Genomic DNA, 21,609 nt, shown 5'->3' with positions numbered 1-21,609 from the left:
GCCAATGAAAGCGGAGTTTATCATGTATGTGCTCATGCAAAATTTCATAATGATATTTCTCTGGCATATTGCAGGGATATTTAGGGTCTGTGTTGAATCGTGTGGGTAACCCATAGATCAGCATTCGGAAAAAAGTTGTATAATTGCATTCATGGATACGAACATGTTATTCTCTATTGGTTTGAATTTGTCTTTTCCCTGGAAAGTGGTTAAGAGTGAGTTTCGTTTGCTTGATGAGAGCAATATCCGCGAGCTTCATATTTGGATTGACTTTGAGTACGGCTCCCGGTTCATCTCTTCTAAGGGAACCTTACTTTCCCCTCACGACACGGTTGACAAGCAGTGGCGTCATCTGAATTTCTTTGAACATCCATGCTATTTGCATGCTCGTGTTCCTCGATTGAAGACCGATGTTTCCTCAATAGAGATGGTACAGGTTCCCTGGGCACGGCATAACTCGGGCTTTACGATGCTTTTCGAGGCGTTTGCGATGGCTCTTATAGAAGAAGAGACTCCTGTCAACTCTGTAGCTAAGACAGTAAAGGAATATCCCAAGCGTATATGGACCATATTCCGTCATTGGATAAGCAAAGGCAAGCGTAATCTCAACTTGTGCGGAGTGAGGCGTATAGGCGTGGATGAAACCTCTCGCAGGAAAGGACATTCGTACATCACTCAGTTTGTTGACCTTGACACCAGAGAAACGATATTCGTCTGTCCGGGCAAGGATTCAGATACGTTCAAGAGGTTTTCCCAATGGCTCATAGAGCATGATGGAGATCCGTCGCTTATAGAGGTGGTTGCTATGGACATGTCCAATGCTTTCACCTCCGGCTGCATGACGTATTTCCCTCAAGCACATATTGTATATGACAAGTTCCACATAGTACAGGACACCAACAAGAGACTTGATGAGGTGCGCAAGGCAGAAGTGGGTGAGAAGAAACTGCTGAAAGGGCATCGGTTTACACTGCTGCATCTTCGGAAGAACCTGCCGGAAGGAAGGTTGCAAGAGCTTGATACGATATTGCTCACCTACCCATCTCTTGGAAAAGCCTATAGCCTCAAGGAAGGACTCGTTGATATACTTCATGCCGCCACTGCCAAATCTCAAGGAGCATGGGAAGACTTTCTCAAATGGATGGAGATGGCTGAGCAGTCTCTGCATTGGAACCGTTCAGAAAACCGGTGGCAACGTTCAAGGGGCATCTGTTCGGCATAAAGACATTCTTTGAGCAGGGAACTATCACAAATGGGGTATTGGAAAGTCTTAACTCTAAAGTACAATTGGCCAAAAGAAGAGCTAGAGGATACGCAAATGTGAATAACTTTATGGATATGGTATACTACATAAACGGAGGAAGGAATTTCCATTACCCACTCAAATCAACATAGAGCCGATATTTATATTCAAGTTGATCGAAAGAATTACCGCTTCTCCCTCTCCCCCAACCCGGCCACGGACGAAGTGACCTTGCAGCTGACGGAGACGGATGAGGCCAGTGGATCAAATGTGCTTTCGACCGACAGAACCTCCTACGAAATCCAGCTCTGGAGCGGTATGAGGATGCTGAAATCGTTCAAAACGGATCAGCCGACCTTCTCAATCCCGACGGTCGGGCTGCCGGCGGGACTGTACTTCGTGCGCGTCGTCAAAGACGGACAGACGTATACGCAGAAGTTGATTAAAAAGTGAGAAGAGTGAAAAACTAAAAGTGAAAAGTGATGCCCTTCGGGCGTTGAGCTGTTTGATTGTTGAGTTGTTGAATTGTTTTGACTGTTGGCTGATAGCTGACTGCTTGAAAACTGATAGCTGACCACTGTAACAGCTCCGAAGGGGTGCGTTAATTCAGCCCAATGTGTAGCGAAGCAAAGCGTTGGGGGAAAAGAATACCCACTCCTGCGGAGGGCTGTAAGTCTGATATAAAATGTTGATTTATTTAATGGTCGAGATGTTTTACTTAAACAAACTTGCGTGCTTTGCGTAACTTTTGCGTTCCTTGTGGTGATCTTACTGCCAAGTTCGCAAAGAACGACGCAAAGGACACAAAAAAACAGCTTAAATATTTACGTATTCTCAGAAATCGTTTATAACTTTGTAGTATCATCAAAAACGCAAGGCTATGAAAATAACGACCGACACTCCACCCGACAATTCGCTGCGCCTCACAAGCCGTACCGGAGGCGCAGCGTAAAAGAAATATCCGGAATGCGGAAACAAGTATCAATTTTTAAAAACAGAAAAACATGAAAACAAAAATCATTTTATGGATAGGAGCCTTGCTTTTGCTAATGGTAGGAGCGGGCTGCGAGAAGGAAACACTTACTCCGAATCAAGCCAAGGGAAAAGTTTTGGGGCCTACAGGTCCTTGCCAGGGATACGCACTCTATATTGAAGTGGAAAACCCCAAAGGTATAGGACTTGAAGGGAAGAGTATCTCTGCAGGGAGCGGCAGAACGTGGAATTACCGAAATGCAATTTCAGTGCCTCTTTTCAATCGGATAGGTTTGCCTGTTGAGCTTATGGGAGAGGGCACGTGGTTGCACTTCGAATATCGGGAGCTGACGGAAGAAGAGAAAAACCGAAAGCTTTTTCAACCGGATGAACCGGTGATATGTCCTGCTCTTTTTGGACCACCTCCAGCCAACACTTATATGATAACTAAAATTATTGCACACAAACCATAAAAAATAAATCCATCATGAAAAAGAATATTATCATTTTGCTTCTGCTATTTACAGCCGGAGCACACCTGTCCGGACAGCAGAACTATTATTGGTCGGCAGGAAAAAAACAGTTTTTAACCGAGGTCGAAAACAAGTTTGTTGTAAAATTATCGTCATCCGTATCGTCGCATCAGACAAGAAGCGCTTTGCAAAGAAACAGCAAAATACACTCTACTGACCGTTTGGAAAATTATACGGAAGTTGTCAACTCCGAAGCGCTTTCTTTACACGAAATACGAAAGCTGCCAAGTGTCGTCGATATTCTTCCTGCTTATTCCATTAATAAAGAACTGTTATACGTAACGGGAGAGATATTGTTAGCACCTAAAAAAGGCATTGAAATTAATCAGATTATTACATTAACCAAGAATAATGTAAAGGTTACTCATAGAAGCAAGTACAATACTTTTGTATTGGATGTAAATGATTGGAGCAAATTGTTTGAGTATGCAAACCGGATATATGAAAGTGGGGTATTGCCATCCGAACTTCTCTTTTCCGTTACGCAAAACTCAGACGCAAACCGATCCGCTTTATCCTCAGCAGTATTACCTAAACAATACCGGACAGTTTGGCGGGACAAACAATATCGATATTAATGCTCCTGAAGCATGGAATATAACCACGGGGAATACATCCGTAAGAGTAGCGGTTATAGATGACGGTGTAGAGGCGCACGAAGATATGGCCGGACGTTTGCTGCCCGGCTTTACGGCGAGGTCATCCGCAGAGAACCCCAACAGAAACGGCGCTCCCAATAACACTAATCCTCCTTCAACTCCTTATCCGAACGACAATGACAGCCCTATAGGTCATGGACAGGCTTGCACAGGAATTATTGCCGCAAATCATAATGGTATGGGGATTAGAGGTATTGCCCCGCAAGTTCGCATAATACCCATCAATATTTTTAATGACTGGTTTATAGACCAGATATTTAATGGGTATTACTGGATGGATTTTGTTCGATACAGAGAGACATTTCAGGATGTAGCCAATGCCATTGATGCAGCTTGGGATACTCACTCTGCCGATATATTAAGTAATTCTTGGGGTTATGGTGCAACAGCTAATATTTCGGATGCTATAGTTGCCGCAATCAACAGGGCGCGCACTCAAGGAAGGGATGGACGCGGCTGTCCTGTTATTTTCGCCTCAGGTAATGCTTGGGGGCTGCAAGGGGTTACGGACGTCGCTTTTCCCTCTAATGTAGAAGGGGTTATTACTGTAGGGGCAATTGATAATAGAGGTAATATTTGGAATTACAGCCAGCGTGGAGTTTCAATGGATTTGGTTGCACCGAGTGGGAATGTTAATCTTTCCGGAGATATAAGAACAACAGATAGAATGGGTAATTTCGGGTATAATAATACAAACTATATGGCAAATTTTGGCGGTATTTCCGCTGCCTGTCCTCAAGTAGCGGGTGTCGCGGCATTGATGTTATCCGTAAGACCCGATTTGACCGAGGCGCAAGTGAGAACAATACTCCAAAATACGGCAAGAGATTTAGGCTCTGCCGGATTTGACAATACGTATGGTTACGGCCTTGTGGATGCTCATGCTGCCGTAGCCCCGCGCCTCTCCGGCCCTTCGTCCGTCTGCGATCAAGCTACCTATACGGTAGAAAACCTGCCGCAGGGAGCAACGGTACAATGGAGTGTAAGCAATAATAATGTTACATTGACATCAGGACAAGGAACCCATACTGCTACTTTTACTAAATTTCGTAACGGAATGGAAATTATTCATGCAGAAATATTGTTTAACAATATAAGAATTGCATTATTAACCAAAGAAACCTATTTTGGTGCACCATCTATCAGTAATATCATCGGAGAGCAGAGGGTTCCTACAGGCCAATATGCTTCATATCGTGCCGTTATAAGCAATAATGCACCTATTCCTTCAAGCTATCAATGGATCTTAAATCCCCTGAATGGCAACTCTCTGTATGGCAACGGTACGGAATCGATTGATATTGCTTTTTATAATCCCGGCTCTTATCAACTTGTGTGCAGAGCGACAAATGAATGTGGAGTAGGAGATTATTACACCATGGGAATTGGGGTTTACGATAATCTTTATCTCACCCTCTCCCCCAACCCTGCAACGGACGAAGTGACTTTGCAGCTGACGGAGACGAATGAGGTCAGCGGATTAAGCGTGCTCTCGACCGACAGAAGCGCTTTCGAAATCCAGCTCTGGAGCGGTATGAGGATGTTGCGCTCGTTCCGGACGAATGAGCCGACATTCCAAATCTCGATGGCCGGACTGCCGGCAGGACTGTACTTCGTGCGCGTGGTCAAAAACGGACAGACGTACACGCAGAAATTGATCAAAAAATGAGAAAAGTGAAAAGTGAGAAACGAAAAGTGAAAAGTGATGCCCTTCGGGCGTTGAATTGTTGAATTGTTGAACTGTTGAGTTGTTTGATTGTTGGATGGAAGCTGATGGCTGAATACTGACCGATAAATTACATCAGGCTTACAGCCCTCCGAACAAGGTTGGACGGGACCCCACCCTTACGGGATGGGGCTGAAATATATCGGGTTTGCAGCCCTTTCGGGTAATGGTTATGTACAGGGTACACGGTGTCCGAATGCAAATTTCGCAAATGAACGCAGTACGCACCGTAGAGACGCAATGATTTGCGTCTCTACGACATGTACCCCTGTCATTCCGAACGCCGTGAGGAATCCCGCGAGGAAGAGGAAAGATTCATCGCTGACACTCTGAATGACAAGGAAAGTGCTCTGAATGACAAAGGAGGAGCTCTGAATGACAGGGTAGAGGAAAGGGCAGTTCATGTAGGGGCAAACCTCTGTGTTCACCCGTCATAATGCCGATATGAACATCCCCCTTCCCCCCCTTCCAAGGAGGAATGCGGAACTGACGGCTGACTGCTGTAAGAGCCCTGAAAGGGCGTGTTAATTCAGCCCAATGCGAAGCGCTGGGGAAAAAGCAATCTCCTTGCGGAGGGCTGTAAGCCTGATATAAAATATTGATTTATTTAATGGTCGAGATGTTTTGCTTGAACAAACGTGCGTGCATATTGCGTAACCTTTTCGATCCTTGCGGTGATCTTATCGCTAAGTTCGCAAAGAACAACGCAAAGGACGCAAAAAAACAGACAAAATATTTGCATATTCTCAAAAAATGTTTCTAACTTTGTAGTATCATCAAAAACGCATGGCTATGGAAATAACGACCGACACTCCACCCGACAATTCGATGCGCCTCACAAGCCGCACCGGAGGCACAGCGTAAAAGAAATATCCGGAACGCAGAAAACAAGTATAAACTTTAAAAAAACAGAAAAACATGAAACAGAAAATCATTTTATGGATAAGTACCCTGCTTTTACTAACAGCAGGAGCGGGGTGTGAGAAAGAAAGCCATGCCTCTTGCTCATGCGAATGTGTGGAAGAGAAGATTCCGATTGTAACCCTTAAGAATGAAAATGCCCATTTTCGATATATAAAAAGGCGAAATGATTTTGCTTTGGAAATAGAGAATAAAGAGCTTGTACGTGGACTTTATCTTATCCCCCGCGGATGTGATATTCCTAAAAAATACAAAGAAGATGGCCTCCCCGTTATAATCAGTGGAGAAGTCTTTGATTGTAGCGAATATATCAAGCCGTGGATTAAACGGGATCCTGTTTACTTTATTAAATTATCAACTATAAAAAAGAAATGATCATGAAAAAAATAATTTTATCCATATTGGCTTCTGCATTATGGATCAATGGCTATTCACAACGGACATGTGGTTCTGAGTTGAATATGGAACAAATCCGGCGGACAGAACCGTTAAAATACCAGCGGATAACGGATTGGGAAAATCAAATAAAATTACATTCTCGTAGTGTGCCTTCTTCCACAATTCTGATCCCGGTTGTAGTACATGTAGTATACAATAATTCAGCGCAAAACATCAGTGATGCTCAGATTATTTCTCAAATACAGGTATTGAATGAGGATTTTCGCCGAATGAATGCCGATCAGGCAAACACTCCTTCAGCTTTCGCTAATCTCGCTGGCAATGCTAATATTGAATTTAAACTGGCCAGAAGAGATCCTAACGGGAATACAACAAATGGAATTACCCGAACATCGACTTCCACAGAAACTTTTTCTATGGAAATGGACAATGTTAAATTCTCAAATTTGGGTGGAAATAATGCATGGAATACAAGACGTTATTTGAATATCTGGGTCTGTAATTTAGGCGATGATCTTTTAGGCTATGCCCAGTTTCCATTTGAATTTCAAACAAAACCCAATACAGATGGAGTCGTGATTCACTACAAACACTTCGGGAGAGATGGCAGTGCTGAATCTCCCTATGATAAAGGCAGGACAGCGACGCATGAAGTAGGGCATTGGTTAGACCTACGTCATATTTGGGGAGATGATGGGGGCAGTTGCTCTGGTACTGACAATATTGCAGATACACCGAATCAGGGAGGGTATAATGAAGGATGTCCTTCGTTCCCTAAAACAGATCATTGTACAAACACATCACCCGGGGTTATGTTTATGAATTATATGGATTACACGTATGATGCCTGTATGAATTTGTTTACAAAGGGACAAGTAGAGCGTATGAGATCGTTATTTGATACTCAAACAGGTATCAGACGTGAAATGCAGATTTATGCGAATGAATTAACGAATCCACTTTCTTTCTCCATTACAGGCCCTTCGGAATTTTGTGACAATGCGATTTATAAAATTGCAAATTTGCCCACGGGAACCACCGTTCAATGGAGTACTTCTATGTCAGGGAACCCGTATCCTTTGATAGCCAACAATTCTCCTCAGACAAATCAGTGTACCTTGTATAATGTTTACAACTGTTCTGCTGATATCTTTATATTGGCAAAAATATACCAAGGAGCATCTCATATGGTAACACTCTCTAAAAAGATAATTGTCAAAGATAATTCAACTGTCCAAAAAGGACGATATGTACAAGAAGAATGTACGTTTTATGGAGTGCACCATCCATCCATAACCGGAGAATTGATAGACGGGGCAAACTTCTTATATCAAGGATGTATGACAAGAATTTATCTGGATAATATGTACAGGAAAACAATTGAATTCACGGGAAGTATTCCTCCATTATATTGGTACTATGTTGAGAGTCAAAAGATGTTATTATTACAATTGCCTTTAGGGTCTGGAGGAATCCCTTTTACATTCAAAGTGAAGGGGGGCTGTCAAGAAAAGACTCTTCTTTTCTTCTCTCGGACAGGCAATCGCAATGTGATATTCACCCTCTCCCCCAACCCGGCAACGGATGCAGTGACCTTGCAGCTGACGGAGACGGACGAGGTCAGCGGATTAAGCGTGCTCTCGACCGAGAGAAGCGCTTACGAAATCCAAATCTGGAGCGGTATGAGGATGCTGCGCTCGTTCCGGACGAATGAGCCGACGTTCCAAATCCCGATGGCCGGACTGCCGGCAGGACTGTACTTCGTGCGCGTGGTCAAAAACGGACAGACGTACACGCAGAAATTGATTAAGAAGTGAAAAACGAAAAATGAAAAGTGATGCCCTTCGGGCGTTGAGCTGTTGAATGGTTGAGTTGTTTGATTGTTGGATGATAGCTGACTGCTTGAAAACTGACCGCTAACGATCATGTCAGGCTTTCAGCCCTCTGAATAAGGTATGGGTATCAATTACCCCACCCTTGCGGGATGGGGCTGAAATATATCTGGTTTGCAGCCCTTTCGGGTAATGGTTATGTACAGGGTACACGGTGTCCGAACGCAAATTTCGCAAATGAACGCAGTACGCACCGTAGAGACGCAATGATTTGCGTCTCTACGACATGTACCCCTGTCATTCCGAACGCCGTGAGGAATCCCGCGAGGAAGGAAAGATTCATCGCTGACACTCTGAATGACAAGGAAAGTGCTCTGAATGACAGGGTAGAGGAAAGGGCAGTTCATGTAGGGGCAAACCTCTGTGTTCAACCGTCATAACGCCGATATGCACATCCCCCTTTCCCCCCTTCCAAGGAGGAATGCGGAACTGACGGCTGACTGCTGTAAGAGCCCTGAAAGGGCGTGTTAATTCAGCCCAATGCGAAGCGCTGGGGAAAAAGGCATCGCGTCTCGGCGAAGGGCTGTAAGCCTGACGTAACCCTTGTCGTACATTCGTACGTTCATTATTAATGGTAAACGCCGAACCGTGTATCGCGTAATTTGGGTTCAATCATCCCGAAAAAGATTGGGAAGCGAGGCTTAAAGCAACAGCGGAATCACCTCTGCTACAATTATCGTTTTTTGACTGGGGGGCTTGGAAATCAAAAACAGATACTTGACTTTGGATTATCAATTGTCAAGCATCTGTTTGTTGGCTCTATGCCGTTTTATCGGACGGCAATGAATTTTTATTTCAAATAGTCGGTAATCGTACGAGGCAGGTAAAAGGTTTCGTTCTTGTCGACATAGACGATCACCGTCTGCAGCCGCATTTCTTCTTTTCCTTTCTTGCCCAGTTTGACAATGTTCGTATAAGGCGTGATGGTGAGCTGTTTTTTCTTGTTTTTCACCACCAGTGTGGGGTTTTCTTTTTCCGTAGCCGGAGGCAATATGGAATACGTATAGCCTTTCAGCACTTCGGTATGCGGTGCGAAGTTGGCGTCGGTCAGCTCGTCCAATTTGCCCGTCAGCCCCACGGCGGCGGTCATATAATGGTTCAGCTCAATATTCGTATGCATTCCCATAGGCAGAGTACCTGCCGGATGATAGGCCGCCAGAAGTACATCTTCGCCCGTATGGCCGTTTGTTGTAAAGCCGAAGCATGTTTTCGAGGTAATCAGTTTGGCAATGAACCCATTCAGCGAGCTGCTGTAGAGCGATGCAAGTGCTTCTTTCTCACTGCGTTCGTTCTCAGGGATCGGACTGTTCTTGTAGCCTTTGCAATGATAGAGACTCTGGAGTTCTTCGTCGGTCAATTCAAAGCCGGCATATTGGCGGAAAATCTCCTGCACGGCCGAAGACGGTTGTTCGTTGAGCTTCTTGGCAAATCCGTCGGCCGAGAGTTTGATTTGTGTAACGGTTCCGAACAGCTGATCTTTCGTGAGTTTGTCGTATCCTTTGCAGTCGCGGCGTCCGAGGCTGAACCCGCTGTTTCCATGGTCGGATACCATCACAACGAGCGTATGGCCGTCGCGGCGTGCAAAATCGAACGCTACGCGGCACGCCTTGTCGAAAGCCAGATAATCGGTCAGCATGCCCACCGGATCGTTGCCGTGCGCTGCCCAGTCTACTTTACTTCCTTCTACCATCAGGAAGAAACCGTTTTCGTTCTTCGAGAGTTTGTCTAATGCTTTTTTCGTCATCTCTTCGATGGACGGTTGTTGTGCCGGGTCGCGGTCGATGTCATACGCCATATCACGGTCGCCGAACAGGGCCCACATTTTATTCGAGTTGTCGCTGCGCATTCCGGCCATGTCGTTACGGTATACATTGTATCCGTTTGCTTTCAGATAAGCTTCGCCGGCTTCGTCGAGCAGCGAAGTGCCTCCGCCAATAACTACATCAATATCGTTATGTACCATCTGCGGAGCGATCCATTCGTAACGTTTGCGGCTGTAACTGTGCGCCGAGCAGTCGGCCGGTGTTGCGTGCGTAAATTCACAGGTGAAGACTAATCCCGTAGCCTTGTGTTGCACAAGTTTCATGGCTTCTAACAGCGTCATCATCGGCTGGTAGGCGCGTTTCGGGTCCATCGGATAAATGTCATTTCCGGGATCATGCGGCGGATAGGTCGCCACATAGCCTGTACGACTGGGGTGACCGGTCATATAGCATGAAGTGGTTGGTGCCGAGTCGCCGATCGGAGCGTTCGACGAGTGTGTGCGTACCGTACCACAGATGTAAGGGTCGATAGCCAGCTTGGGCATGTCAGGGTTCATGTACCACTGATACCAGCGGGCGGTAGAGATCGTGGCCAGCGACGTCCCGTCAGGGATCAAGACAATCAGGTTTTTAACCGGTTTTACCTGTTCCGGTTCCATAGCGTGGGCTTGCCATGCAAGACATGCCAGCAAGACCAAAAAAACTGTTTTTTTCATCATGTTAAAGAAATTATTTGTTCCTCAAATCGAGTCAATTTTTCAAGTCCCTCCGTCGTAACACGGAAGCTGTTTTCAATGCCTACGGCTCCCGAGCCTTCGATCACGAACTTCGGCTCGAAGGCAAAGACCATATCGGGTTGCAAGACTTCTTTCGAACGCGGTGTGAGTACGGGGAGCTCATTGATTTCGAGTCCGATGCCGTGACCGACAAACCTGGCCTGCTGGCGTATGCCCATGAAGCAGTCCGCCAGTCCGGCTTTCTCTGCCATCGAGCGGGCTAACTGATACAGCTCGGCGCAAGCTGTTCCGACCCGCGCGGTCGCCTCTACGGCCGCCTGTATGTCGAGCGCCGTTTGATGAGCGCGATATGCCTTATCGGACAGTCGACCGACGGAAAATGCCCGTGTCATATCCGTCTGGTAGGGGGTGTAGTTTCCGGCCATATCAATCAGGATGGCTGTGCCGTCGGTCAGCGGCGTACCGTTGGCGCCAATCGGACAAAGGGCGGTCTGTCCTGCTCCGCCAAGCGCGAAATCGAAAGGTGAAGAGGCGGCGGCATTTCGTCCGGCCAGCACGCTTCCCATAAAAATGCTCATGTTGGGGCCGTAGGTGCGGAACAGTCCGATGGAGCCGTTGAGCCGCATTCGGTGTTCAATCTCCACCTGCAACTCCAGATCGGTCATTCCCATGCGAAAACAAGAAGGGATTTCAGCGTAGGTGGTTGCATGTCGTTCGGCCGAGTAACGCATCTGCTCCAGCTCCCAGGGGGTCTTTACCATTCTTACAGTGCGCATCAGCGTGGAGGCATTGCCTGTCTCAACAAGAGAGAAGAGCGTAGCCAGACGCATATAATCGTTGTAAGAGAGTCCGTCGGCTTCGAGCATGAGTCTTTGAGGGAGTGGCCGGCCCTGCGCCTTGAAACAGGCGGTGATATCGTCCGGTCGGCGGATAAATATTGCCTGTTCGCCTGCAAAATCGATCGGACGCTTTACGAAAGACTGTGTTTCTCCTTCGGCCGATAAATAGAAATAGCCGTTGAAGACGTACCCGGTCATGTAATAGATATTTACTTCGGAGGCCAGTAAGAGACCTTCCATTCCTGCCCGAACGAGCGCTTCCTGTACCTTCTTTCGCCTGATCAAAAGATCGTCGACCAATGTGCTTCCTGTCATCATTGCCTGGTTTTAGAAATCATCGACCGCAAAGATATAAAAATTTTTTTGTGCTGTTTGAAGAATGCTGTGTTTTTGTGGCATCCATTCAAATGAGAAAAGAAACAAGAACAAAACAGATAAAAAATATCGGATTTCTTTATAGGGTTTTGAAAAGATTTGTATCTTTGCGGAAATTCTGATTGGAAACAATTATATACATATATTATAGTATTAACTTTTAAAAAATAGTTTAGTATGTCACAAGAAAACTTTACCGCAGATCCGCAAGATGTACAGGCTAACAAAGTAATGGCCATCCTTGCTTATTTTGGACTTCTCGTTTTTGTTCCGCTGTTTGCCGCTAAGGAATCGCGTTTTGCACGTTTCCATACGAATCAGGGGCTTATTCTTCTTATTGCAGGATTCGTGATTTGGTTACTATCCACGGTATTGACATTCGTGTCTCCTTTTTTCGGCATTATCGGTCTCTTGAACTTTGTAATCCTTATTTTTGCCATTATCGGGATTATCAATGCCGCTAAAGGTGAAATGAAAGAGCTTCCGTTGGTCGGTAAATTCAGGATCATTAAGTAAACATATTTCATCACTACAAAGAAAAGGGCTGTCTCGGAAATACGAATCTTCGGGACAGCTTTTTTTTTGAGTTATAAAGACTCTTTTTTATCGTCAATTGTTAATTGTTCGTCGTCTTTTAGATAAGCACCTTCGATCATCAACAAACGGCTCTTTAATATCTCTTCCCGGCTTTGACGGATACGGAGTGTCATCTCGCAATTTGTTTCGAATGTTTGTGAAACGATCGCAGGTTGCATATCTTTCACCACCCGCATGATATCCTTCAAAGAAGGATATTCGAATACCACAGTACATTCCGCATCTACCGTACGCTCTTCTACTTCGGCGGCAGCAATCGCTTCGGCAGCGGCCGAACGATAAGCAACTATCAGGCCGCTTGTGCCAAGTTTGATGCCCCCAAAATAGCGCACGACGATCACGAGGATATCCGTCAGTCCTTTCGAATTGATCTGTCCGAGTATCGGTTTGCCGGCTGTCGATGAAGGCTCTCCGTCGTCGTTGGATCGAAAGGTAGTACGATCGGCACCCAACATATAAGCCCAGCAGACATGACGCGCATCATAATATTTCTTTCGGCAGGCCTCCACCTGCAACTTAGCCTCTTCGGGGGTACGCACAGGGATGGCGAACGATAAAAAACGGCTGCGTTTCTCCGTATAATAGCCTTCGCTTGTGGCACGAATAGTTTTGTATAGATCGGACATCGGTTGCGGTTATCCTTCTCGTTGTTTTTTTGTCAGCAGGTCAGTCCGGAATGTGCATCTGCTGTTCTTCCGAATAGGCGCGGAAGTCTTTCATGATTTCTTCGATCTCTTCGATAAAACGCGAATCTTTCACCTTGTCTTTAACATTTTCGTAATAAGTTTCGATGGCAGGAAGTGCACAAATATCCTGACCGCGCAACAGAAAGTAGGGCTCGTCCTTCTCGTTGCATTGCTTGATCATCTGTATCGGATTCTTCATCTTTTTATTTCATATTATTATTGTCAGATAGTTCTTCTTTTAAAAACGGTGCTGTAAAACTCTTTGTCCGCGCTTTTACCAACGCTTCCGGTGTTCCGGTAAACAGTATCTGTCCGCCTTGTTTTCCGCCGTCAGGGCCCATGTCGATTAAATAGTCGGCACATTTGATGATGTCCAGATTATGCTCGATCACGATGATCGTGTTTCCTTTGTCGACAAGTTTGTTCAGCACGTCCAGAAGTACGCGGATATCTTCAAAATGCAATCCTGTAGTCGGTTCGTCCAGAATATAGAGTGTACGTCCCGTATCGCGCTTTGACAGTTCGGCCGCAAGTTTCACCCGTTGACTTTCCCCTCCCGATAAGGTTGTCGAAGGTTGTCCCAGCTTGATGTATCCCAGTCCCACATCTTGCAGCACCTTGATTTTATTGAGAATAGAAGGTATGTTTTCAAAAAACTCGACAGCCATGTTGATGGTCATATCCAGCACGTCTGCGATGGATTTGCCGCGATAGCGTACTTCCAGCGTCTCACGATTATAACGTTTGCCGTGGCAATCTTCGCAAGGAGCCAATACGTCGGGCAAGAAGTTCATTTCAATCGTTTTATATCCGTTCCCTTTGCAAGTCTCGCATCGACCTCCCGACACGTTGAACGAGAAACGTCCGGGTTTATACCCGCGTATCTTCGCCTCTGGCAGTTCGACAAACAGGTTACGAATATCCGAAAACACTCCGGTATACGTAGCCGGATTACTGCGGGGAGATCGTCCTATCGGCGACTGATCCACATCCACCACCTTATCGATATGTTCCAATCCTTCGACTGACTGATAGCTGAGAGGCGAGCGGTGCGAACGGTAGAAATGTCTGCTCAGGATCGGTTGCAAGGTCGCATTGATCAGGGTTGATTTTCCACTTCCCGAAACGCCGGTGACGCAAATCAGCGTACCTAGCGGGAACGAGACATCGACCTTCTTCAGGTTATTCCCTGTAGCTCCTTTTAACACAAGCCAATGGCCGTTCCCTTTACGGCGAACGGCCGGTACATCGATCGATCTTTTTCCGTTCAAGTATGAAGACGTCAGCGTGTCGGTTGCGATCATTTCTTGCGGAGTACCGGCAAAGACGACTTCGCCGCCCAGACGACCGGCCTTAGGCCCCATATCAACTACGTAATCGGCATTCAACATCATGTCTTTGTCATGTTCCACGACAATCACAGAGTTACCCATGTCACGCAATTCCTTGAGTGAGTCAATGAGCCGTTTGTTATCTCGCTGATGTAGTCCGATGCTCGGTTCGTCGAGGATATACAGCACATTGACTAATCGGCTGCCGATCTGCGTAGCCAGTCGGATACGCTGACTCTCTCCCCCGGAGAGGGTGGACGAAGGTCGGTTCAAGGACAAGTAATCAAGGCCGACTTCCAGAATAAATTCAAGCCGGGAACGAATCTCTTTCAATATCTCCACCGCAATTTGCTGTTGCACGGGCGACATTTTCTTCTCTATCCTGTTTACCCATCGGGCTAACTCGGCTATATCCATCTGAGCCAGCTCGGCAATATTCTTGCCATCGATACGATAATGAAGGGCTTCTTTATTCAGGCGTTGCCCATGACATTCGGGACATTCCGTCATGCTGATAAACTGCTCTGCCCATTTCTGCGCCGAAGCCGGAGCATCATCGTCCTGCTGCATCAGGATATATTTGACAACTCCTTCGTAAGCATAAAGATAGCCGGAATTTCCCATCGATTCGTTCCGAATATGAATCCTCTCTTCGGTACCGTTCATAATCTCATCCATCGCTTCTTCGGGAATCTCTTTAATAGGTGTTTTGATCGTGACACCATGTTTTTCGCAAAGTGCTTCGATCTGCCAGAAAATGAGTGACTTTTTATATTTCCCTAATGCCACGATACCTCCGTTATAAATGCTCATGGAAGGGTCCGGGACAATTTTTTTCATGTCCAGAATATTCACTTCTCCGAGTCCTTTGCAGCGTGGGCATGCTCCATGCGGGGAATTGAACGAGAAGTTATGCGGTGCCGGTTCACTGTAGGATAGTCCTGTCACAGGGCACATCAGTCGCCGGCTGTAATACCGCGTCTCGTCACGGTCGGCATCCAGCAGGAGGATCAATCCATCGCCTTGCTTCATTGCCGTACGGAGACTTTCTTTCAGGCGTTGCCCGTCGGTTGCGGAAACAATCATCTTGTCGACCACTACCTCGATGCTGTGCATCTTATAACGATCCAACTTCATGCCGTGACGTATCTCCTGCAACTCGCCATCGACACGAACATGCAGATAACCTTTCTTGCGTATCTGTTCGAACAGTTCCTTGTAGTGTCCCTTTCGGTTGCGCACTAACGGAGCCAGTATATAGGTTTTCTTGCCTTTGTATTCTTGAAAGATCCGTTCCAAGATTTGTTCTTCGGTATACTTGACCATCTTTTCGCCACTCAGATACGAATAGGCATCGCCGGCACGTGCATAGAGCAGACGTAAGAAGTCGTATACCTCGGTGGTCGTCCCGACCGTTGAACGCGGGTTTCGGTTCGTCGTTTTCTGTTCGATCGAGATCACCGGACTCAATCCGGTGATCTTATCTACATCGGGACGTTCGATCACCCCTAAGAAATTTCGTGCATACGCCGAGAACGTATCGATATAACGTCGTTGCCCTTCGGCAAAGATCGTATCGAACGCCAACGACGATTTACCGCTTCCACTCATCCCAGTGATCACGGATAAACTGTTACGGGGCAGTACGACATCAATATTTTTCAGGTTGTGAACACGTGCTCCCCAGACGCCGATACTTCCCCTTTCGATCTGCTCGCTTTGACTATTTTCTTTTTTTTTCGCCATAATTATTTACTGAAACATTCCGTAGCCGGTATTTACCGTACCACCCAACGTTTATCGTGCACCGTTTGGTTCGGTTCGTTATAATACATGTCTTTTTTGTTCGGAATCAAGATTGCAAAGCTTTTCCCATTGACGACGAGTTTCGTATCTCTCAACCATGAATTAAAACGTTTCAGGTCGGCATACGTGATGTTATGCGATTTGGCAAATGCTACCAGATCGGGAATATCGTTTGAAACGATCACCTTTTCGCATGAAATCGGACGGTATAAATCTTTCGTATGTAGCACAAAGCCATATTTATACGGATTCTCAAAAATCTGTTTGATGGCGAAAATCCGATATACATAGCGCGATGTCTCTTCGACTAACCACAAATTCAGTGCCGACGCTTCGTTCTGACGAGCATATTCGGTCGAGATGCGCCCCATTCCGGCATTGTACGATGCGGCCACCGAAACCCAGTCGCCATACTTGACATAAGCCTCCCTGAGATAACGGCAGGCAGCTTCCGTAGCACGTTCCACATGGTACCGTTCATCTACTGTCGGGGTAACAATCAATTGGTACTGTTTGGCGGTTGCCTCCATAAACTGCCATATGCCCGCAGCCCGCGCCGGAGAAACGATTCGCGGATCAAGGTGACTCTCGATAACGGCCAGATACTTGAAATCGTCCGGGATATCGTTGGCTCTCAAGATCGGTTCGATCACGGGAAAATAACGGTTTGCCCGTTTGATCATCAGCATGGTCGTTGAGTGAAAGTAAGTGAAGCTGCTCAACTCTCTGTCCATGCTTTCATACATATTATATCGGGTCAGATCGATTTTCTCTCCGCAAAATGTAACATGCGTAGGGACAGCAGGCGTCATGGTGACCGACGAAACAGCCGGCCGTTCCTGCATCACCTGCTCCGAGTCTTGTGAACCGACCGACAGGCATGCCGTCAGGCCGATCCCACCAGTCAGCGAAATAGCAATGATAATTGTGCTTATGTCTTTTTTCATTAGGGTTTTTGACTGTTTCTTCTACTTGATCTTACGACATTAATATCTCCGCTCAGTGTATGCGTTTTTCCGTCGGTTCCCGTATATTCGATCACATAATAATAAGCTCCCGCAGGTACATACTTTCCGCGATACTTACCATCCCATCCTTCATTCGGATCGGTCCAGTGATACAATTCATTTCCCCATCGATTGAATACCCACGCCTGAAAACGTACCACCGACTTATGAACCACCTTGAAAATATCATTCACTCCCGGCGAATCGCCCGGAGTAAATACATTCGGAACCTTAACGACGGTCTCCGTAATATGGATATGGTATGATGTCTCGTTGTGCGTACATTTTCCCGAGCGATCGCTCACTTCGAGCGTTACCTTATATTCGCCCGCCGTATCGAACGTATAATCCATCTCCGGCTCCGTAAAACGGACAAGCGGTCTGTCGCCTGCCGGTTCTTTCTTCACAATCTGCCAAACGAACAGCGAAGCGACGGGAGTATTGGCATACGCTTTAAAATGAACATCGGCCGGAGCGAGCAACTCTCCGTCCTTTCGTGATAGATTCGTTTTGCTTTCCGACGAAACAAGCGTGTCGGCATGTACCTCGATGGCTGCCGTTTTAAATAAATCGGTCGCAGCGGATCGTTCTACTCCGAAGTGACGTGCAAACAAATCTCCCGTCAATTCAATTTTCGTATCGCGTAGAGGTGGACGGATTTGCGTACCGAACGGATTTCCTCTGAGCGTATCCATCGCCAACTCTTCAATAAATTGTTTTCCGGATTCACTCCATTTTTGCGTCAGATAACTTACTTCAAACTCGCGCTTGACCTCGGCTTCTTTTCCGTCCGGCAGAAAGTATGTTAACGACGGCATGTCCACCGTGCCGGCAAGACGTAAGCCCGAGCAGGGATCGGATGATTCGTCAACCTTCAGATGGTTGATGTTAAACGGATATTTGCTGTAATCGATTAGCCAAACATAATGTTTCATCCCCCCCGTCATTAACAAAATAGCCGTATCCTTCCGCCGGATTGATCACCGTCGAAGTTGTTCCGTTCTGTGTTGCAGGGACAGCTTCCCATTCATCTTCAACGGTTGCCTTCGTTTTATAACGAAACCATTGATGCGAAGCAGAGGCGGAAGTATATCTGATCGTCACCCCTTCCATGCCATAGACTAAATAGACCTGCAATTTATATGCCGTATTTTCCACCACTTTCAACGGCTTTTTGGTGCTACCCTCGACCTGATACTGTGCCCACAGTTTAGCTCCTGAAAGTATCAGTAGGAGCATACTGCCTGTGATTATCCTAAACATTCTTTTTTGCATACGTATTCCGAATCAGCTTACAAAAATACAACTTTATCCTACAACGACAAGAAGGCTTCACCCACTTTCCCTCACGCGCTTTTTTCTTTTATCGGTTGTCCGGATGAAAAAATATATGCTATCTTTGCCTAAAAAATAATAGAAGAACAATGAACAGATTTATCATTCACCTGCTCACTTTTTTAGTCAGCTTGTCGATAACGTTTGTGTTCGCACAGGAAAATCGGTCCCAACTTCTTACGAATAACGGACAAGACGAAAATATATTTCACCATACGGTTGAACGCGGACAGACTGTATATGCCATCTCTGCAATGTATAATGTTGATATAGAGGATATCTATCGCCTCAATCCGACAAGCCGAGACTATATCAAAGTGGGTGAGATATTGAAAATCCCTCAGAAACATGTATCTGATCATCCCGCTACGGGAACAGAAGACTTGCACACGTATCATACGATCCGTGCAGGTGAAACGCTGTATGGTATATCAAAACAATATAATGTTAATGCTGAAGATATTACAAGGGATAATCCCGGATTGACATCTTTGACTTTCTCTGCTGGAAAGACCATCCGTATTCCGGCCACCCGGATCGAATCGTTGCCGATGAGAGCGATCCAAAAGGTCACGAAAGAAATTGAATATAAAGTCAAGAAGAAAGAAACGATGTATCGCCTTTGCAAGAAATTCAACACGACCAGCAGTGAGCTGATCAAACTTAACCCGGAGTTGAAAAGCGGGCTGCAAGCAGGCATGGTCATCAAGGTGCCGATGGAAACGGAAGAAACGGTCACGACACAAGCGCATGAAGCGAATGAATTCGATATCAATGCTCTGATTAAGTATCGGAAAGAGATGCAGCGGGTCGATGTTGCGAGGATCGCTTTACTATTACCGTTTCAAACGGGTGACACAAAAAATTCGGCGCGTATCGTTGAGTATTATGAAGGATTTCTGCTGGCGGTAGACAGTTTGAAGAAGATGGGCTGCTCGATTGACCTGTCGGTGTTTGATATTGGTGACGGCATACAGAAAACCCGGGAAGTGCTCAAGAACGAACGTCTGACGGATGTACATCTGATGATCGGAGGCGTTACCAACGAACAAATTGAAATGATTGCCGATTACGCCAGAAAACATGAGATCAGATATGTTATCCCGTTATCATCGAAGAGCGACAGGGTTACTTCGGGTAATGCTTACGTCTTTCAGGTGAATACCCCTCAGTCGTACCTCTATTCCTATGCGACCATGCGTGCTTGCACATTGTTTGCGAATTACAATGTGATATTGGTCAATACGGGTGATAAAGAACCGAAAATGGAGTTCATCCGCACATTCAAGGCTGATATGACCCAGAGAAACATTTCATTTTGTGAGATTAACTACAACGAACGGACTTTCCGTAACGACCTTGTCGGCGTGCTGAGTCCCACGAAACCGAATCTTGTCATGCCTTTATCAGGTTCGCTTGAGGCGCTTGTAAAAATCAAAGGGCCGTTACGGATGCTGGCCGACAAGAGTCAGGGCTATCAACTGACACTCTTCGGCTATCCGGAATGGCAGACGTATGCCAATGAATGTATCGAAGATTTCTTTGCACTCAGTACATATATCTATACGCCGTTTTATGTAAACAGTTTTTCGTCGCAGACACAAAGCTTCAACGCCAAATACAGATACTGGTATAAAAAAAATATGAGCCAGACGTATCCCCGTTATGCGATGCTGGGATTCGACACGGGCATGTACTTCATGAGCGCCATCTGTAAACTCGGTGCTCATTTCGAAGACTATCTCCGGCAGATGCCTTACAAGAGCCTGCAGACCGGTCTGCGCTTCGATACGCGTACCAACAATTGGGGCGGATTCATGAATATGAATCTCTATTTTGTGCATTACAACAAAGACTTATCCATCGTACGAAGCGAATGAGGACGAAAAGACGGGTTTTACTTTTTGTGGGTCTGGTTGTCGTGCTTTTCTGCCCTGTCCGGGCGCAGGAAACGTTTCGTAAGGAATGGGAAGCCGGGGTTTCGGGCGGCATCAACGCTTCGTCAGTGTTTTTTGCACCCAAGGTACAGCAACAAATGCTATTCGGGTATAACGGAGGGTTGACGGTGCGATGGACCACGGAAAAAAACCTCGGCTTGCAACTCGAAGTCAACTTCAAGCAGCAGGGCTGGAACGAACGTTTCGAAGCGCCCGAAGGTTATCCCAATCCCGAAACGTATCTTGATTATCGATACATCCGCCGAATGAACTACATCGAAATGCCGTTTTTAACGCATATTTATTTTGGTAGTGAACGGGTGCGTTTTTTCTTCAATATGGGTCCGCAAATTGGATGGCTGACGGGTGAAAGCACGGAAGAAAACCTGCGGGGAGCAACCCCCAATAAAACAAATGCTCAGCATACGATGGCGGCCGAAAAAAAATTTGCGTGGGGACTGTGCGGCGGGCCGGGACTTGAAATACGTACCGGAATCGGTTGCTTTCAGCTCGAAGCACGCTATTACTATTCGTTGGGAGACTTCTACAACACTCGCCGTCAAGACGTTTTTTCCAAAGCCTCCCCTCAGGTGTTCTCGGCCAAACTGTCTTACCTGATTCCTATTCGCTGAACGAGCGTTAGCAAAGAGCAATTCTTCCGAATAAGCCGGTATCACAAATTACAAACCATGACGTAATCTTCACTGTTTTCTTTTACGACGGTGAAGCTCAATTGTTGATACCGCCTTGCCGCATCATTCGTTTTCTGCACGGAAAGAGAGGTGCTTGTAAGCAACAGCCCGTACCGGAGCGGCAGACCACCGCAAAATATTCATAGCCCCTATCTTGTT

16 protein-coding genes and 3 pseudogenes are annotated in these 21,609 nt (G+C 46.2%); 10 read left to right on the top strand and 9 right to left on the bottom strand.

Translation table 11 applies throughout. From position 1 onward, the window contains the following. The first annotated feature begins 151 nt into the window (after positions 1 to 151). The 5 genes and pseudogenes from BFO_RS14180 to BFO_RS16685 form a co-directional block, all read left to right on the top strand. A pseudogene (locus BFO_RS14180) lies at positions 152 to 1,395 on the top strand (ISL3 family transposase). A gap of 79 nt (positions 1,396 to 1,474) precedes the next feature. Continuing rightward, positions 1,475 to 1,696: a T9SS type A sorting domain-containing protein gene (locus tag BFO_RS10975; RefSeq protein WP_316928433.1), complete on the top strand. Its 222-nt coding sequence runs from the start codon at positions 1,475 to 1,477 to the stop codon at positions 1,694 to 1,696. Between the two features lie 551 nt (positions 1,697 to 2,247). Next, on the top strand, positions 2,248 to 2,688 hold the full coding sequence (locus BFO_RS10970; protein WP_014225801.1) for a hypothetical protein: 441 nt from the start codon (positions 2,248 to 2,250) through the stop codon (positions 2,686 to 2,688). 462 nt (positions 2,689 to 3,150) lie between these two features. Continuing rightward, positions 3,151 to 4,389, top strand: a pseudogene (locus BFO_RS16690) (S8 family serine peptidase); the annotation flags it as partial. A 423-nt stretch (positions 4,390 to 4,812) separates the two neighbouring features. Further along, positions 4,813 to 5,076 (top strand): annotated as a pseudogene (locus BFO_RS16685) (S8A family KLIKK protease mirolase); the annotation flags it as partial. Between the two features lie 227 nt (positions 5,077 to 5,303). Here the strand turns inward: BFO_RS16685 and BFO_RS15135 are convergent. After that, positions 5,304 to 5,537 (bottom strand): hypothetical protein, encoded by a 234-nt coding sequence (locus tag BFO_RS15135; protein ID WP_074453014.1) that lies wholly within the window; start codon positions 5,535 to 5,537, stop codon positions 5,304 to 5,306. Between the two features lie 514 nt (positions 5,538 to 6,051). On the opposite strand from BFO_RS15135, the gene BFO_RS10960 reads away from it, so the two are divergent. Together BFO_RS10960 and BFO_RS15130 are read left to right on the top strand one after the other, a co-directional pair. Then, positions 6,052 to 6,429 carry a hypothetical protein gene (locus BFO_RS10960; protein ID WP_014225797.1) on the top strand — a complete coding sequence of 126 codons (378 nt, stop codon included), beginning with the start codon at positions 6,052 to 6,054 and terminating at the stop codon, positions 6,427 to 6,429. A 2-nt stretch (positions 6,430 to 6,431) separates the two neighbouring features. Continuing rightward, positions 6,432 to 8,270, top strand: a complete 1,839-nt coding sequence (locus tag BFO_RS15130) for a M43 family KLIKK metalloprotease mirolysin (RefSeq protein WP_014225796.1) — start codon at positions 6,432 to 6,434, stop codon at positions 8,268 to 8,270. 865 nt (positions 8,271 to 9,135) lie between these two features. Here the strand turns inward: BFO_RS15130 and BFO_RS10950 are convergent. Continuing rightward, complete coding sequence (locus tag BFO_RS10950) at positions 9,136 to 10,824, bottom strand: alkaline phosphatase (protein WP_041591324.1); 1,689 nt, start codon at positions 10,822 to 10,824, stop codon at positions 9,136 to 9,138. Continuing rightward, positions 10,824 to 11,999: a M24 family metallopeptidase gene (locus tag BFO_RS10945; RefSeq protein ID WP_041591323.1), complete on the bottom strand. Its 1,176-nt coding sequence runs from the start codon at positions 11,997 to 11,999 to the stop codon at positions 10,824 to 10,826. The genes BFO_RS10950 and BFO_RS10945 overlap by 1 nt, the downstream gene beginning before the upstream one ends. Positions 12,000 to 12,236: 237 nt before the next feature. Between BFO_RS10945 and BFO_RS10940 the strand changes: the two genes are divergently transcribed. Continuing rightward, positions 12,237 to 12,575, top strand: coding sequence for a hypothetical protein (locus BFO_RS10940; RefSeq protein ID WP_041590884.1), 339 nt, complete (start codon positions 12,237 to 12,239; stop codon positions 12,573 to 12,575). 71 nt (positions 12,576 to 12,646) lie between these two features. On the opposite strand, the gene BFO_RS10935 is transcribed toward BFO_RS10940, so the two are convergent. From BFO_RS10935 to BFO_RS14545, 6 genes are read right to left on the bottom strand one after another with little or no spacing between them, the layout of a single operon-like run. Beyond that, a complete protein-coding gene (locus tag BFO_RS10935) occupies positions 12,647 to 13,282 on the bottom strand; it encodes an IMPACT family protein (protein ID WP_014225790.1) in 636 nt (211 codons plus the stop codon). Positions 13,283 to 13,322: 40 nt separating this feature from the next. Continuing rightward, positions 13,323 to 13,541, bottom strand: a complete 219-nt coding sequence (locus tag BFO_RS10930) for a hypothetical protein (protein ID WP_014225789.1) — start codon at positions 13,539 to 13,541, stop codon at positions 13,323 to 13,325. Positions 13,542 to 13,545: 4 nt separating this feature from the next. Further along, on the bottom strand, positions 13,546 to 16,419 hold the full coding sequence (gene uvrA / locus BFO_RS10925; protein WP_014225788.1) for an excinuclease ABC subunit UvrA: 2,874 nt from the start codon (positions 16,417 to 16,419) through the stop codon (positions 13,546 to 13,548). A 32-nt stretch (positions 16,420 to 16,451) separates the two neighbouring features. Continuing rightward, entirely contained in the window at positions 16,452 to 17,426 is a 975-nt protein-coding gene (locus tag BFO_RS10920; protein ID WP_014225787.1) for a lytic transglycosylase domain-containing protein, read from the bottom strand. Beyond that, positions 17,426 to 18,421, bottom strand: a complete 996-nt coding sequence (locus BFO_RS14175; protein ID WP_052299284.1) for a T9SS type B sorting domain-containing protein — start codon at positions 18,419 to 18,421, stop codon at positions 17,426 to 17,428. The genes BFO_RS10920 and BFO_RS14175 overlap by 1 nt, the downstream gene beginning before the upstream one ends. After that, positions 18,375 to 18,749, bottom strand: a complete 375-nt coding sequence (locus BFO_RS14545; RefSeq protein WP_052299283.1) for a hypothetical protein — start codon at positions 18,747 to 18,749, stop codon at positions 18,375 to 18,377. Before BFO_RS14545 ends, BFO_RS14175 begins: the two co-directional genes overlap by 47 nt. A gap of 161 nt (positions 18,750 to 18,910) precedes the next feature. Here BFO_RS14545 and BFO_RS10910 point away from each other — a divergent pair, with 161 nt between their 5' ends. Together BFO_RS10910 and BFO_RS10905 are read left to right on the top strand one after the other, a co-directional pair. Next, complete coding sequence (locus BFO_RS10910) at positions 18,911 to 20,701, top strand: PBP1 and LysM peptidoglycan-binding domain-containing protein (protein WP_014225785.1); 1,791 nt, start codon at positions 18,911 to 18,913, stop codon at positions 20,699 to 20,701. Beyond that, positions 20,698 to 21,390, top strand: coding sequence for a porin family protein (locus BFO_RS10905; RefSeq protein WP_041590883.1), 693 nt, complete (start codon positions 20,698 to 20,700; stop codon positions 21,388 to 21,390). The genes BFO_RS10910 and BFO_RS10905 overlap by 4 nt, the downstream gene beginning before the upstream one ends. Positions 21,391 to 21,609: the final 219 nt, after the last annotated feature.

The sequence above is a fragment of the Tannerella forsythia 92A2 genome (assembly GCF_000238215.1).
Lineage (GTDB): Bacteria > Bacteroidota > Bacteroidia > Bacteroidales > Tannerellaceae > Tannerella > Tannerella forsythia.
The sequence above is the reverse complement of the archived record's forward strand: the minus strand, read 5'-3'. Positions and strand labels throughout refer to the sequence as shown.

Excerpts from the sequence above, each read along its gene's own strand:
- BFO_RS10970 (WP_014225801.1), top strand. The coding sequence starts at position 2,248 with ATGAAAACAAAAATCATTTTATGGATAGGAGCCTTGCTTTTGCTAATG.
- BFO_RS15135 (WP_074453014.1), bottom strand. The coding sequence starts at position 5,537 with ATGAACTGCCCTTTCCTCTACCCTGTCATTCAGAGCTCCTCCTTTGTC.
- BFO_RS10960 (WP_014225797.1), top strand. The coding sequence starts at position 6,052 with ATGAAACAGAAAATCATTTTATGGATAAGTACCCTGCTTTTACTAACA.
- BFO_RS15130 (WP_014225796.1), top strand. The coding sequence starts at position 6,432 with ATGAAAAAAATAATTTTATCCATATTGGCTTCTGCATTATGGATCAAT.
- BFO_RS10950 (WP_041591324.1), bottom strand. The coding sequence starts at position 10,824 with ATGAAAAAAACAGTTTTTTTGGTCTTGCTGGCATGTCTTGCATGGCAA.
- BFO_RS10945 (WP_041591323.1), bottom strand. The coding sequence starts at position 11,999 with ATGACAGGAAGCACATTGGTCGACGATCTTTTGATCAGGCGAAAGAAG.
- BFO_RS10940 (WP_041590884.1), top strand. The coding sequence starts at position 12,237 with ATGTCACAAGAAAACTTTACCGCAGATCCGCAAGATGTACAGGCTAAC.
- BFO_RS10935 (WP_014225790.1), bottom strand. The coding sequence starts at position 13,282 with ATGTCCGATCTATACAAAACTATTCGTGCCACAAGCGAAGGCTATTAT.
- BFO_RS10930 (WP_014225789.1), bottom strand. The coding sequence starts at position 13,541 with ATGAAGAATCCGATACAGATGATCAAGCAATGCAACGAGAAGGACGAG.
- uvrA (WP_014225788.1), bottom strand. The coding sequence starts at position 16,419 with ATGGCGAAAAAAAAAGAAAATAGTCAAAGCGAGCAGATCGAAAGGGGA.
- BFO_RS10920 (WP_014225787.1), bottom strand. The coding sequence starts at position 17,426 with ATGAAAAAAGACATAAGCACAATTATCATTGCTATTTCGCTGACTGGT.
- BFO_RS14175 (WP_052299284.1), bottom strand. The coding sequence starts at position 18,421 with ATGAAACATTATGTTTGGCTAATCGATTACAGCAAATATCCGTTTAAC.
- BFO_RS14545 (WP_052299283.1), bottom strand. The coding sequence starts at position 18,749 with ATGTTTAGGATAATCACAGGCAGTATGCTCCTACTGATACTTTCAGGA.
- BFO_RS10910 (WP_014225785.1), top strand. The coding sequence starts at position 18,911 with ATGAACAGATTTATCATTCACCTGCTCACTTTTTTAGTCAGCTTGTCG.
- BFO_RS10905 (WP_041590883.1), top strand. The coding sequence starts at position 20,698 with ATGAGGACGAAAAGACGGGTTTTACTTTTTGTGGGTCTGGTTGTCGTG.